Raw genomic sequence first — 12,135 nt, forward strand, 5'->3', positions numbered from 1 at the left:
GCTCGACAGCGGCCCCCGGGAACGGTTAGGGAACGGCGACGAGCATGACCGATACCGATCGCCTCCTGTCCGCCGGCCGCCGCGCCGAGGATGTCGACGCCGCGCTGCGGCCCCGGTCGCTCGACGAATTCGTCGGGCAGCAGGCGGCGCGCGACAATCTGCGCGTGTTCATCGAGGCGGCGCGCCAGCGCGGCGACGCGCTCGACCATGTGCTGTTCTTCGGGCCACCCGGCCTTGGCAAGACGACGCTCGCGCAGATCATCGCCAAGGAGATGGGGGCGGGGTTCCGCGCCACCTCCGGCCCGGTCATCGCCAAGTCGGGCGACCTCGCCGCGCTGCTCACCAACCTCGAGGACGGCGACGTCCTCTTCATCGACGAGATCCACCGCCTCCAGCCGCAGGTAGAGGAGGTGCTCTATCCGGCGATGGAGGATCGCGCGCTCGACCTGATGATCGGCGAGGGGCCGTCGGCGCGCAGCGTGCGGATCGACCTGCCGCGCTTCACCCTGGTGGGCGCGACGACGCGGCAGGGGCTGATCACCACGCCGCTGCGCGATCGCTTCGGCATCCCGATCCGCCTGCAATTCTACACGGTCGAGGAGCTGGAGCGCGTCGTCAGCCGCGCCGCCCGCCTGCTCGACCTGCCGATCGCTTCCGACGGGGCGATGGAGATCGCCCGGCGCGCGCGGGGCACGCCACGCATCGCCGGGCGGCTGCTGCGCCGGGTGCGCGACTTCGCCCATGTGCTGGGCGCCGACATCGTCGACGCCAAGGTCGCCGACCAGGCGCTCAACCGGCTGGAGGTCGACAATCTCGGCCTCGACGCGATGGACCGCCGCTACCTCCACATGATCGCCGACATCTACCGCGGCGGCCCGGTCGGGGTGGAGACGCTCGCCGCCGGCCTGTCCGAGCCGCGCGACACGATCGAGGACGTGATCGAGCCCTATCTGATCCAGCTCGGCCTGATCGCGCGCACCGCGCGGGGCCGCTGCCTCAACGGCCGCGGCTGGAAGCATCTCGGCCTCAACCCGCCGCCCGAGGCGGGCCAGGACGGCCTGTTCGACGGGGTATGACCGATGGGACGCCGGGATGACCCTCCCGCGCGTTGAATCGAAGAAAATCCCGTCAAAGGGGATTCATTTCGGCTCTCGATCGCCTAAACAAGCTTTGCATGCATGAAACGCCTTATTCCGGTCGCTTCGAGGACGGTGCGCACCTGTTCGCGCTGCGCGTCTATTTCGAGGATACGGATGCGGGCGGGGTCGTTTACCATGCAAGCTATCTGCGGTTCATGGAACGGGCGCGCAGCGACATGATGCGCGTCGCCGGGATCGACCAGCGCGGGACGATGGAACGGGGCGAAGGCAATTACGTCGTGACCGGCATGACGATCCGCTACCGGGCGCCCGCCCGGCTCGACGACGAGCTGATTATTGTCAGCCGGGTCGGGAATATGCGGGGGGCCCTGTGCGTCGTTCATCAGAGAGTCATGCGGGGCACCGAAACAGTGGCCGAGGCCGAAGTCTCGGTCGCGCTGGTCGGCCCGGATGGCCGGCCCAAGCGGCAGCCCCGCCACTGGATCGAGACGTTCGAGCGATTGAATGGGCGAACGATTGAAAGGGATGGATTGAACTGATGATGCAGGATCTGGCGGTCTCCGCATCGACATCGGCCCTGTCGCCGATCGCGTTGTTCCTGCAGGCGGACATCGTCGTGAAGGCGGTGATGATCGGCCTGTTGCTGGCTAGCATCTGGACCTGGACGATCATCGTCTCGGGCAGCATGGCGCTGGGCCGCGCGTTCCGGGCGAGCAGGGGCTTCGAGACCGATTTCTGGAAATCCGAAGACATCGACAAATTCTACGAAGGCCCCGGCCGGCAGGATATTCCCGCCGCCAAGGTCTTCTCGGCCGGGGTCGCGGAATGGCGCCGGTCGGTGCGCAACGGACAGCCGGTCGACCGTGACGGCACCCGTGCGCGGCTGGCCAATGCGATGGCGGCGGCGGCGGGGGCAGAGGTCGATCGCCTGTCCGACCGGCTCAACATCCTCGCCACGGTCGGCTCGGTCGCGCCGTTCGTCGGCCTGTTCGGCACGGTGTGGGGCATCATGCGCAGCTTCACCGACATCGCCGCCTCGCAAAACACCTCGCTCGGCGTCGTCGCGCCGGGCATCGCCGAGGCGCTGTTCGCTACCGCGCTGGGGCTGTTCGCGGCGATCCCGGCGGTGATCGCCTATAACCGGCTGCTCCACCGCGTCTCGAAGATCGAGGGGCAGCTCCATCGCTTCGGCGACGCGATCCACATGACGCTGAGCCGCGAGCTGGAGCGCGCCTGATGGGCATGGGCTCCGGTCCCGTCTCCGGCCGCGGCGCGCGCCGCGCGCCGATGGCGGACATCAACGTCACGCCGCTGGTCGACGTGATGCTGGTGCTGCTGATCATCTTCATGGTCACGGCGCCGCTGCTGCTGGCGGGCGTGCCCGTCGACCTGCCCGAAAGCTCGGCCGGCGCGCTCGACCAGGACAAGAAGCCGATCCAGCTGTCGATCGACAAGGACGGCCATGTCTTCATCGACGATCGCGAGATCCAGATCTCGGCGATGGCCGACCAGTTCGCCCAGATCGCCAGCACCGCGGGCAAGGGCAAGGACAGTCCGCAGATCTTCCTGCGCGCCGACCGGGCGCTCGACTATGGCCGGGTGATGGCGGTGATGGGCGCGCTCAACCATGCCGGGCTCAACCGGGTCGCGCTCGTGACCCTGGGCGAGGATGGCGCCGCGCCGGCCGCGACCGGCGGCCGGATCGACGGGGACGAGGTTCCCGAGCCGGCGGTGCCGTGATGGACCGGGCGGAAGGCGCCGGACTGGGGATATCGATCGCGGGGCATGTCGCCCTGCTCGTGATCCTGTCGCTCAACCTGATGAGCGTGCGCAAGCTGCCCAAGCTGAGCGAGCCGATGGACGTGATGCTCGTCGACAAGGTCGGCCTGACCTCGGCCGCGCCCGAGGTGTCGAAGGAAGCGCCGCAGGCGGCCGAGGCGCCCGAGGTCGCGCCGACCGTCGAGGAAGCGCCGCCCGAGCCGACACCGGAGCCGCCGAAGCCGCAACCAGCGCCGCCCAAGCCCGCGCCGACCCCGAAGCCCGCGCCCAAGCCGACGCCGCAGAAACCGGCGCCGAATCCTGCGCCGGAGAAGGCGGCGGAGAAGCCCACGCCCGCGCCGGCCAAGCCGAAGCCCAAGGCGACTTCGCTGGGCAGCGATTTCCTGAAGGGCATCCCGGTGGCGAAGTCGACCGGCAAGGCCGCCGCGCCGCGTGCCGCCGCGATCAGCCCGATCGCGATGAACGGCCTGGTCGCGCTGATCGCCAGTCAGGTGAAGCCCTGCTACACCATCCCGGCCGGCGGTACCGACACGACCAGCATCATCAGCCGCATCCGGCTGCGCCTGAAGAAGGACGGATCGATCGCGGCGGCGCCAGAGGTGATCGGCAATCTCGGCGTCACCCCCGCCAACCAGCCCTATGTGCGGCAGATGAACGAGGCGGCGACCCGCGCGCTCCAGCGTTGCGCGCCGTACAAGCTGCCGCCCGAGCTGTTCGACGCCTGGCAGGACCTGATCTTCACCTTCCGTCCGGCGCAGATGAGCTGAGCCCGTGAATTTGACTTGTACCCCCGATTTCGGGTCTACATCCCGGAACGGGGCAGAGGAGACGAGAATGCGTTTTCGCCTTGCCCTGTCGCTGTTGAGCCTGGCCCTGTTCGCCGCGCCCGCCGCGGCGCAGCTCGAAGTCGACATCACCGGCGGCATCGCCCAGCCGATGCCGATCGCCATCCCCGGCATGCCGACCCCGGCAGTCGCCAACACGCCCGCCGGCGACACCGCCGCGCTCGGCCAGCGGGTTGCCGACGTCGTCACCAACGACCTCAAGAACAGCGGCCTGTTCAGCCCGCTGCCCAAGAGCGCGTTGCAGACCGTCACCCATCCGCAGGTGACCGCGCCCGATTACATGTTCTGGACGCAGAGCGGGGCGCAGGCGCTGATCCAGGGTTTCGTCCAGGCCAATGGCGACGGATCGTTGACCGTCGGCTGCTATCTCTACGACGTGCTGGCACGGACCGAGCTGACCCGCCAGGGCTTCGTCGTCCAGCCGGCGCAATGGCGTCGTGCCGCGCACAAATGCGCCGATCTGGTCTACACCCGCCTGACCGGCGAAGGGCCTTATTTCGACAGCCGCGTGGTCTATGTCTCCGAGACGGGCCCCAAGACAAACCGCATCAAGCGGCTGGCGATCATGGACCAGGACGGCGCCAACCACCGCTTCCTGACCAACGGCCAGACGATCGTACTGACGCCGCGCTTCGCGCCGAACCAGCAGACGATCACCTATATGTCCTACACCAACAACCGCGCACGGGTGTATGTGTACGACATCGGATCGGGCACCCAGCGGCTCGTCGTCGACCAGCCGAACATGACCTTCGCTCCGCGCTTCTCGCCCGATGGCCGCTACATCGTCTTCTCGATGGCGATCGGCGGCAACACGGACATCTACCGCGTGTCCTCGAGCGGCGGCACGCCGCAGCGGTTGACCACTTCGCCCGGCATCGACACCGGCGCCAGCTATTCGCCCGACGGATCGAAGATCGTGTTCGAAAGCGACCGGTCGGGCACGCAGCAGCTCTACGTGATGAACGCCGACGGCTCGAACCAGAACCGCATCAGCTTCGGGTCGGGCCGCTACGGCAGCGCCGCCTGGAGCCCGCGCGGTGATCTGATCGCGTTCACCAGGATCGGCGGCGGCTTCAACGTCGGTATCATGAACATCGACGGATCGGGCGAGAAGATCCTCACCAACGGCTGGCAGGACGAGGGGCCAAGCTGGTCCCCCAACGGCCGGGTGATCATGTTCTTCCGGACGGCGCAGGGTTCGGGCAAGGCCGATCTCTGGTCGGTCGACCTGACCGGGGTCAACGAGCGGCCGGTGCCGACGCCGCTCGACGGGTCGGATCCGGCATGGGGCCCGCTGCTGCCCTGACGGTTTTCCGGGAGCCTTTGGGAATAAAACACGTTATTGATCCGTAATCAGTTGGAAGGAGATTTGATGATGGCGCGTACGACGATGAAGATCGCGCTGGTCTCGGCGCTGGCGCTGAGCATCAGCGCTTGTGCCAAGAAGAAGCCGGAGGAGCTGCCGCCCCCGCCGGCCACCACCGCCCCGGCGCCCGCGCCGGAAGCGCCGCTGCCGCCGCCGTCGACCGGTCCGGTCCCCGGCTCGCGCGCCGATTTCCTTTCGCAGGCCGGCACCGACACCATCCACTTCGCCACCGACGCCTATGACGTCGATGCGGAAGATCAGGAGATCCTCACCAAACAGGCGGCCTGGCTGGCCAAATATCCGAACGTCGCGGTGACGGTCGAGGGCCATTGCGACGAGCGCGGCACCCGCGAGTACAACCTCGCCCTCGGCGAGCGGCGCGCCAATGCCGCGAAGAACTTCCTGGTCAGCGCGGGCGTCTCCGCCTCGCGCATCTCGGTGATCAGCTATGGCAAGGAACGCCCGGTCGCGACCGGTTCGGACGAGGGCGCCTGGGCGCAGAACCGCCGCGCCGTGACGGTCGTCCCCAACTAAGACGCCACGCGGAACAGCCAAAAGGATGGGGCCGTCGGCACGATGCCGGCGGCCCTTTTCTTTGCTGCGCGCGCCGGCGTTGCCGATGCCGGTGATTTGATATAAATATGATATCATATTTATAGGAGGAGAGTGGAATGGACGAATCCTCTTTCGCCGAACTGCAGGCGAGCCGCGAGCGACCCGCCGCCACCGCCAGCGGCTGGTTCATGCTGCTCGTCGCGCTGGTCCTGCTCGGCATCGCGATCGTCACCATCGTCGGCCTGATCGCGAACGAGGGGCCACTGTCGATGCTGCCGGTCGCGATCCTCGCGATGCTCGGCTTCGTCCTCTCGATCAGCGGCTTCTACATCCTCCAGCCCAACCAGGCGGCGGCGATCCTGCTGTTCGGCGCCTATCGCGGCACCGATCGCGCGACCGGGCTGCGCTGGGTCTGGCCGTGGATGTCGCGGCGGCTGATCTCGGTCCGCGCCAACAACGTCGTGTCGGAAGCGCTGAAGGTGAACGACCGGCGCGGCAACCCGATCGAGATCGCGGCGCAGGTCGTCTGGCGCGTGTCGGACACCGCCCAGGCGCTGTTCGACATCGACGATTATCGCGACTTCGTGATCGTCCAGATCGAGGCAGCGGTGCGCACCATCGGATCGGCCTATGCCTATGACGACATGGGGCCCGAGGAGATCACCCTGCGTGGCCATCATGAGGAGGTGAACGCCGCGCTCAAGACCGAGCTCAAGGCCCGGCTCGCGGTGGCGGGGCTGACCGTCGACGAATGCGGGCTGACCCACCTCGCCTATGCGCCCGAGATCGCCGGCGCGATGCTTCGCCGCCAGCAGGCCGAGGCGGTGGTCGCCGCGCGCCAGACGCTGGTCAGCGGCGCGGTGTCTATGGTCGAGCTGGCGCTCGAACAGCTGTCGACGCGCGGCGTCGTCGAGCTCGACGACGAACGTCGGGCGGCGATGGTGTCCAACCTGATGGTGGTGCTGTGCGGCGAGCGCGACACCCAGCCGATCGTCAACGCCGGCACGCTCTACCAATAGGCGGGCCATGCCGGCGAAGAAGGCCTATCCGTTGCGCATCGACCAGCCGTTGTTCGACGCGATCGAACGCGCGGCGGCGGCCGACCTGCGCAGCGTCAATGCCGAGATCGAATGCCTGCTGCGCGAGGCGCTCGCCCGGCGCGGGGTCAGGCTCGCTCCGGCCGAGAAGCGCCCGCGCGGGCGGCCGGCGGTGGGGAAGGATTAGCGGACGACCCTTTCTTCTTCGTCATTCCCGCGATGGCGGGAATCTACCGGCGGACGAACTCCGAACCGACAGAGGCTCGACCAGGCGGCCTGATGGATTCCCGCCTTCGCGGGAATGACGGAAGATGAGGTGTCGCTCATCCGCCCGTTCCTTCAATCCTCCAGCGACAGCAGATGATCCCGCAACGCGCGGGCGTCGTGGAGCGCGTTGTGGGGCACCTGGCTGTTGCGCGCTGTCGAGAAGCCGGGGGTGCGGTGGAACTCGAAGCGCATGTGGCGGACGTCGACGATCTCGGTTTCGCCGACCAGCAGCAGCCGGCAGAAGAGGGCGATGTCCTCAGGCCAGTCGGCGACGATCGTCACGTCGGGATCGTTGCCGAGATAGGCCGCCACGTCGTGCGCCGCCGCCACCCGGTCGAGCCGGTTGAGCAGGTTGCGGGGCACCATGTCGAGATAGGGGACGACATGCTTCTCGACCCAGGGATGATAGGGGCCCTCGTTCGGGATCACGACATAATAGTCCTGGTCGCCATGCTCGGGCACCAGCGCAAGGCTGAGCAGGTCGCCGCCGAACCCGTTGAACTCGGTATCGAGGAAGTAGCGCATTCGGGCTCCCATCGTCATTCCGGCGAAAGCCGGAATCTCCCTGCCTTCCGCCTGTCGCACGAAGGGAAGGGAGATCCCAGCTTTCGCTGGGATGACGTCCTAAAATCTATCCCAGCGCCTCGTCGAGCAGCCGTGCGAGGCGGAGGCCGCCGCGCGCGATCTGGTGGCGCATCACCGGCACGAGGGCGGCGATCGTCGCGTTGGTCAGCACCGGCCGGGTCGCGGGGACCGGCGCGCAGGCGTCGCCGAGCAGGGCGGCATAGGCCTCGTGCGCGACCTGCCAGTTCTCGCGGCTCCAGTCCTCGACCGAGCCCGCCGCCTCGGTCGTGCGATCGGCCGGCGGCACTTCGGCGAGGATACCGCCCGGCCCGGCCGGCGGGGTCGATATCGCCCGGTCGGCGAGCAGCCCGTCCCAGATGCTGTGGAGGTTGGTGTTGGGGCGGAAGCCGTAATCGGCCTTCATGTCGTTGCCGCCGCGATCGTGGCGGTCGCCGGCGTGGAGCGGCTGGTGCAGGTCGCCCATGAAATGGACGAGGAAGACCAGCGCCTCGACCCGCACGCGCTGCGGCTGGCTCCTGTCCTTGAGCAGGCGGAACTGGCGCTCGATCTGGCGCGACACGCAATGGCCGTCGGGGCAGTTGGCCTTGATGTCGAACGGCCGGCACACGTCCACATTCTGATAGTGCCAGCTATAGGCATAGCTGTAGCGGTCCTTGAGCGTCTTGACGCAGTCGGCCCAGACCGACGCCTGCTCGATCGTGCGCGCCGGACAGGTCGGGGTCTCGAGCAGGTCGCTGCGCGCGAGCAGGCGGCGGATCGCCTGCCGCGTGTCGGGCCGGACCGATTGCATCGCGATCGTCGCGACCGTCTCATGCCCATATTCCCACCAGGCATGGGCAGGGCTGGCGAGCCCCAGCAGGGCCGCCAGCAGGATCAGCCATCGCCACATCAATCGTCCCCGTACATCGCCACGATGTGCGGCTGGTCGGCGCGGGCGAGACCGCGGTACATGCCCTGGCTGTTGAAGCACCATCCGCCGCGGCCCTGGGCATCGACGCTGATCAGTCCGCCGATGCCGCCCAGCGCGCCGATCTCGCCGATCACGCCCGCGCCCGCCTCGCCGATCGACTGGCCCGCGAGGCGCACCCGCGCCGACAGTTCGTGCGCCGCGCCCACCCGGATGAAATGCTCGCCCGATCCGGTGCAGGAGGTGGCGGCGCCGGCGTCCTCGGCCCAGGTGCCCGCGCCGATTACCGGCGAATCGCCGATCCGGTTCCAGCGCTTGCCGGTCAGCCCGCCGGTCGAGGTGGCGGCGGCGAGCCGGCCCTTGTCGTCGCGCGCGACCGCGCCGACCGTGCCATATTTGAGGTCCGCGTCGAACGTTCCGCCCGCGCGCAGCTCCTCATATTGGCGCCAGCGTTCGTCGGTGTGGAACCAGGCCGGGGCGACCTGCTCGATGTCGTGCTCGGCGCCGAAGCGGTCGGCGCCCGATGCCGTCAGCATCACGTGCGGGCTCTGCTCCATCACCGCGCGGGCGAGCGTCACCGGGTTGCGCGCCTTGGTTACCGCGCTGACCGCGCCCGCCTCGCGCGTGGCGCCGTCCATGATCGCGGCGTCGAGCTCGTTGATCCCGTCGGCGCTGAACACCGCGCCGCGGCCGGCGTTGAAATAGGGGTCGTCCTCCAGCACGCGCACCGCGGCCTCGACCGCGTCGACGGCGGTGCCGCCGCCCGCGAGGATCGTCGCGCCGGCGTCGAGCGCGGCGGTCAGCACCGTCGTGGCGTGCGCCTCGGCGTCGCTGCCGAGCAGCAGGCGGCGGAGCTGGCCTGCGCCGCCGTGGATGACGAGCGTCCAGCCTTCGGCCGGGCCGCTCCAATAGGATGTGAGGGAGCGTAGTTCGGTCACGTCTGATCACCTGAGCAGGAGGGGCGCCCCGCGGGACGCCCGCAATGTCGAATGGATCCAGCCGTCCCGGCTGCGGAGCGATGCTCCGCGAGGATGCCGGCGGGGGCCGGCGTGACGGCTGTTCCAATGGATGGAATCAGCCTATACGGGCGCCGAGGCTTTTCAAAGAACGGAATACCATGTCCATCCGCCCGTGGCGCGACATCCAGCGCCGTCAGTCGCGCCAGATCATGGTCGGCAACGTCGCCGTCGGCGGCGGCGCGCCGGTCACCGTCCAGACGATGACCAACACCCCGACCGAGGACGCCAGGGCGACGATCGACCAGATCCGCCGCTGCGAGGATGCGGGCGCCGACATCATCCGCGTCTCATGTCCCGACGAAGCGTCGACCGCCGCGCTGAAGCAGATCGTCCGCGCCGCAAAGGTGCCGATCGTCGCCGACATCCATTTCCACTATAAGCGCGCGCTCGAGGCGGCCGATGCGGGCGCCGCCTGTCTGCGCATCAACCCCGGCAACATCGGCTCGGCCGAACGCGTGGCCGAGGTCGTTCGCGCCGCCAAGGCCAACGGCTGCTCGATGCGGATCGGCGTCAACGCCGGCAGCCTCGAGAAGGACCTGCTGGAGAAATATGGCGAGCCCTGCCCCGAGGCGCTGGTCGAAAGCGCGCTCGACCATATCAAGCTGCTCCAGGACCATGATTTCCACGAGTACAAGGTCGCGGTGAAGGCGTCGGACGTGTTCCTCGCCGTGTCGGCCTATATGGGGCTGGCCGAGGCGGTCGACTGCCCGCTCCACCTGGGTATCACCGAGGCGGGCGGGCTGATCGGCGGCACCGTCAAGTCGGCGATCGGCATCGGTAACCTGCTCTGGGCCGGGATCGGCGACACGATCCGCGTCTCGCTGTCGGCCGAACCCGAGGAGGAGGTCCGCGTCGGCTTCGAGATATTGAAGGCGCTCGGTATCCGTAATCGCGGCGTCCGCGTCGTTTCCTGCCCGTCCTGCGCGCGCCAAGGCTTCGACGTGATCCGCACCGTCCAGACGCTCGAGGAACGGCTCCAGCATATCCGCGTGCCGTTGTCGCTGTCGGTGCTCGGCTGCGTCGTCAACGGCCCCGGCGAGGCGCGCGAGACCGACATCGGCCTGACCGGCGGCGGCGCCGGCAAGCATATGGTCTATCTGTCGGGTGTCACCGACCACACCGTGCAGGGCGCCGACATGGTCGACCATATCGTCCGGCTGGTCGAGGCGAAGGCCGCCGAGATCGAGGCAGCCGAGGCGGCACAGGCGCAAGCGGCCGAATGACGCCAGTCCGTCGCCCCGGCCGAGGCCGGGGCCGTCCCGCCCGATGAGCAGGCAGGCCTCCCCGGCGATCGCCTTCGCGGTCGCCTGCCTCGGCATCGCCGTCTTTTCGTCGATGGACGCGGTGGTGAAGGCGCTCGCGCTCGCGATCGGCACCTATGACACGCTGCTCTGGCGCGGTTTCGCCGGAATCGGCTTCGGCGCGATTCCCTGGCTGTGGTCGCGCCCTGTCCGTCCATCGCGCGCGGCGATGCGGCTGCACGTCGAGCGCGGGGCGGTGTCGGCGGTGATGGCGATGCTGTTCTTCTGGGGGCTCGCGCGCACGCCGATGGCACAGGCGATCGCGCTGACCTTCATCGCTCCGCTGATCGCGCAGGGGCTGGCGGTGCTGCTGCTCAAGGAACGGATGAAGCGCGGCGCGCTGCTCGGCTCGGCGATGGGGTTCGGTGGCGTGCTCGTCATCCTCTGGGGGCAGGCGCATGCCGCGATGGGGCCCGATGCCCTGCTCGGCGCGCTGGCGGTGCTGCTGTCGGCGGTCGCCTACGCCTACAACATCATCCTGATGCGGCGGCAGGCGCAGGTCGCCGATCCCTATGAGGTCGCTTTCTTCCAGAGCGTGTTCATGGCGCTGTGCCTCGCCCTCGCCATGCCCTGGTTCGCGCATCTGCCGCCGGCCGGCGACGTTCCGCTGATCCTGTTCGCGGCGTTGCTCGCGACGGTCTCGCTGGTGCTTCTGAGCTGGGCCTATGCGCGCGCCGAGGCGAGCTATCTCGCCCCCGTCGAGTTCACCGCCTTCATCTGGGCCAGCCTGTGGGGCTTTGTCTTCTTCGAGGAGAAGGTGGGGCTGGCGACCCTGGCGGGGGCGGCGCTGATCGTCGCCGGCTGCCTGATAGCGGCCCGGGCACCCAATATGGAAAGAGACGTGATCCCATGACCGACCCCATCGTCCGCCGCGCCCGCCCCGGCGACGAGCACGACATCCTCCGCCTGATCCACGCGCTTGCCGTCTATGAGCGCGCGCCCGATGCCGTCGAGGCGACTCCCGAGGGGCTCGCGGCGTTGCTGTTCGGGGACGGGGCGAAGGTGTTCGCCCATGTCGCCGAACAGGGCGGCCGGGTGGTCGGCATCGCTGTGTGGTTCTTCAACTTCTCGACCTGGACGGGCCGTCACGGCCTCTATCTGGAGGACCTGTTCGTCGATCCCGACGCGCGGGGCGGCGGCGTCGCCCGCGCGCTATTCCAGGCGCTGGGCCGCGAGGCTGAGGCGCACGACTGCGCGCGGATCGACTGGGGCGTGCTCGACTGGAACGAACTGGCCAAGGGCTTCTACCGCCGACTGGGCGGCCGTCACATGGAGGGTTGGGAGCCCTGGCGGCTCGACGGCGACGCACTGGCCGCGCTGAAGGAGTAGGGCTTCGGCCTTCCCTTCATGACGGGCAGAGTGTCGGCGCCC

At 68.7% G+C, this 12,135-nt stretch carries 15 protein-coding genes; 12 read left to right on the forward strand and 3 right to left on the reverse strand.

Annotated elements, in window-relative coordinates:
• The first annotated feature begins 44 nt into the window (after window positions 1–44).
• The 9 genes from ruvB (at window position 45) to B5X82_RS20855 (ending at window position 6,872) form a co-directional block, all read left to right on the forward strand.
• Window positions 45–1,076 (forward strand): Holliday junction branch migration DNA helicase RuvB, encoded by a 1,032-nt coding sequence (gene ruvB / locus B5X82_RS20815; RefSeq protein WP_079650095.1) that lies wholly within the window; start codon window positions 45–47, stop codon window positions 1,074–1,076.
• A 98-nt stretch (window positions 1,077–1,174) separates the two neighbouring features.
• Window positions 1,175–1,639: a YbgC/FadM family acyl-CoA thioesterase gene (locus tag B5X82_RS20820; protein WP_079650096.1), complete on the forward strand. Its 465-nt coding sequence runs from the start codon at window positions 1,175–1,177 to the stop codon at window positions 1,637–1,639.
• Window positions 1,639–2,337, forward strand: a complete 699-nt coding sequence (gene tolQ / locus B5X82_RS20825; protein ID WP_079650097.1) for a protein TolQ — start codon at window positions 1,639–1,641, stop codon at window positions 2,335–2,337. The genes B5X82_RS20820 and tolQ overlap by 1 nt, the downstream gene beginning before the upstream one ends.
• Window positions 2,337–2,840, forward strand: coding sequence for a protein TolR (gene tolR, locus B5X82_RS20830; RefSeq protein ID WP_079650098.1), 504 nt, complete (start codon window positions 2,337–2,339; stop codon window positions 2,838–2,840). Before tolQ ends, tolR begins: the two co-directional genes overlap by 1 nt.
• Complete coding sequence (locus B5X82_RS20835; protein ID WP_235862753.1) at window positions 2,840–3,646, forward strand: hypothetical protein; 807 nt, start codon at window positions 2,840–2,842, stop codon at window positions 3,644–3,646. The genes tolR and B5X82_RS20835 overlap by 1 nt, the downstream gene beginning before the upstream one ends.
• 67 nt (window positions 3,647–3,713) lie before the next feature.
• Window positions 3,714–5,033 (forward strand): Tol-Pal system beta propeller repeat protein TolB, encoded by a 1,320-nt coding sequence (tolB, locus tag B5X82_RS20840; RefSeq protein ID WP_079650100.1) that lies wholly within the window; start codon window positions 3,714–3,716, stop codon window positions 5,031–5,033.
• Window positions 5,034–5,099: 66 nt separating this feature from the next.
• On the forward strand, window positions 5,100–5,627 hold the full coding sequence (gene pal / locus B5X82_RS20845) for a peptidoglycan-associated lipoprotein Pal (RefSeq protein ID WP_079650101.1): 528 nt from the start codon (window positions 5,100–5,102) through the stop codon (window positions 5,625–5,627).
• Window positions 5,628–5,764: 137 nt separating this feature from the next.
• Window positions 5,765–6,667, forward strand: a complete 903-nt coding sequence (locus B5X82_RS20850) for an SPFH domain-containing protein (RefSeq protein ID WP_079650102.1) — start codon at window positions 5,765–5,767, stop codon at window positions 6,665–6,667.
• A 7-nt stretch (window positions 6,668–6,674) separates the two neighbouring features.
• The gene (locus B5X82_RS20855) at window positions 6,675–6,872 is read left to right on the forward strand and encodes a hypothetical protein (RefSeq protein WP_079650103.1); all 198 of its coding nucleotides are present in this window, start codon (window positions 6,675–6,677) and stop codon (window positions 6,870–6,872) included.
• A 152-nt stretch (window positions 6,873–7,024) separates the two neighbouring features.
• Here the strand turns inward: B5X82_RS20855 and B5X82_RS20860 are convergent, their stop codons facing one another.
• The 3 genes from B5X82_RS20860 to B5X82_RS20870 all read right to left on the reverse strand — a co-directional run bounded on the left by B5X82_RS20860 (window position 7,025) and on the right by B5X82_RS20870 (window position 9,382).
• A complete protein-coding gene (locus B5X82_RS20860) occupies window positions 7,025–7,477 on the reverse strand; it encodes a hypothetical protein (protein WP_079650104.1) in 453 nt (150 codons plus the stop codon).
• 106 nt (window positions 7,478–7,583) lie between these two features.
• The gene (locus tag B5X82_RS20865; RefSeq protein ID WP_079650105.1) at window positions 7,584–8,426 is read right to left on the reverse strand and encodes a S1/P1 nuclease; all 843 of its coding nucleotides are present in this window, start codon (window positions 8,424–8,426) and stop codon (window positions 7,584–7,586) included.
• Entirely contained in the window at window positions 8,426–9,382 is a 957-nt protein-coding gene (locus B5X82_RS20870; protein WP_079650106.1) for an isoaspartyl peptidase/L-asparaginase family protein, read from the reverse strand. Before B5X82_RS20870 ends, B5X82_RS20865 begins: the two co-directional genes overlap by 1 nt.
• 179 nt (window positions 9,383–9,561) lie before the next feature.
• Between B5X82_RS20870 and ispG the strand changes: the two genes are divergently transcribed.
• From ispG to B5X82_RS20885, 3 genes are read left to right on the forward strand one after another with little or no spacing between them, the layout of a single operon-like run.
• Window positions 9,562–10,686, forward strand: coding sequence for a flavodoxin-dependent (E)-4-hydroxy-3-methylbut-2-enyl-diphosphate synthase (ispG, locus tag B5X82_RS20875; protein WP_079650107.1), 1,125 nt, complete (start codon window positions 9,562–9,564; stop codon window positions 10,684–10,686).
• 43 nt (window positions 10,687–10,729) lie between these two features.
• Complete coding sequence (locus B5X82_RS20880; protein ID WP_079650108.1) at window positions 10,730–11,617, forward strand: DMT family transporter; 888 nt, start codon at window positions 10,730–10,732, stop codon at window positions 11,615–11,617.
• Window positions 11,614–12,093 (forward strand): GNAT family N-acetyltransferase, encoded by a 480-nt coding sequence (locus B5X82_RS20885; RefSeq protein WP_079650109.1) that lies wholly within the window; start codon window positions 11,614–11,616, stop codon window positions 12,091–12,093. Before B5X82_RS20880 ends, B5X82_RS20885 begins: the two co-directional genes overlap by 4 nt.
• The last annotated feature ends 42 nt before the right edge of the window (window positions 12,094–12,135 follow it).

The sequence above is a fragment of the Rhizorhabdus histidinilytica genome, from assembly GCF_900167915.1.
GTDB classification, from domain to species: domain Bacteria; phylum Pseudomonadota; class Alphaproteobacteria; order Sphingomonadales; family Sphingomonadaceae; genus Rhizorhabdus; species Rhizorhabdus histidinilytica.

Bases quoted from the DNA above. Each gene is read 5' to 3' on its own strand.
- ruvB (WP_079650095.1), top strand. From the start codon at position 45: ATGACCGATACCGATCGCCTCCTGTCCGCCGGCCGCCGCGCCGAGGAT.
- B5X82_RS20820 (WP_079650096.1), top strand. From the start codon at position 1,175: ATGCATGAAACGCCTTATTCCGGTCGCTTCGAGGACGGTGCGCACCTG.
- tolQ (WP_079650097.1), top strand. From the start codon at position 1,639: ATGATGCAGGATCTGGCGGTCTCCGCATCGACATCGGCCCTGTCGCCG.
- tolR (WP_079650098.1), top strand. From the start codon at position 2,337: ATGGGCATGGGCTCCGGTCCCGTCTCCGGCCGCGGCGCGCGCCGCGCG.
- B5X82_RS20835 (WP_235862753.1), top strand. From the start codon at position 2,840: ATGGACCGGGCGGAAGGCGCCGGACTGGGGATATCGATCGCGGGGCAT.
- tolB (WP_079650100.1), top strand. From the start codon at position 3,714: ATGCGTTTTCGCCTTGCCCTGTCGCTGTTGAGCCTGGCCCTGTTCGCC.
- pal (WP_079650101.1), top strand. From the start codon at position 5,100: ATGATGGCGCGTACGACGATGAAGATCGCGCTGGTCTCGGCGCTGGCG.
- B5X82_RS20850 (WP_079650102.1), top strand. From the start codon at position 5,765: ATGGACGAATCCTCTTTCGCCGAACTGCAGGCGAGCCGCGAGCGACCC.
- B5X82_RS20855 (WP_079650103.1), top strand. From the start codon at position 6,675: ATGCCGGCGAAGAAGGCCTATCCGTTGCGCATCGACCAGCCGTTGTTC.
- B5X82_RS20860 (WP_079650104.1), bottom strand. From the start codon at position 7,477: ATGCGCTACTTCCTCGATACCGAGTTCAACGGGTTCGGCGGCGACCTG.
- B5X82_RS20865 (WP_079650105.1), bottom strand. From the start codon at position 8,426: ATGTGGCGATGGCTGATCCTGCTGGCGGCCCTGCTGGGGCTCGCCAGC.
- ispG (WP_079650107.1), top strand. From the start codon at position 9,562: ATGTCCATCCGCCCGTGGCGCGACATCCAGCGCCGTCAGTCGCGCCAG.
- B5X82_RS20880 (WP_079650108.1), top strand. From the start codon at position 10,730: ATGAGCAGGCAGGCCTCCCCGGCGATCGCCTTCGCGGTCGCCTGCCTC.
- B5X82_RS20885 (WP_079650109.1), top strand. From the start codon at position 11,614: ATGACCGACCCCATCGTCCGCCGCGCCCGCCCCGGCGACGAGCACGAC.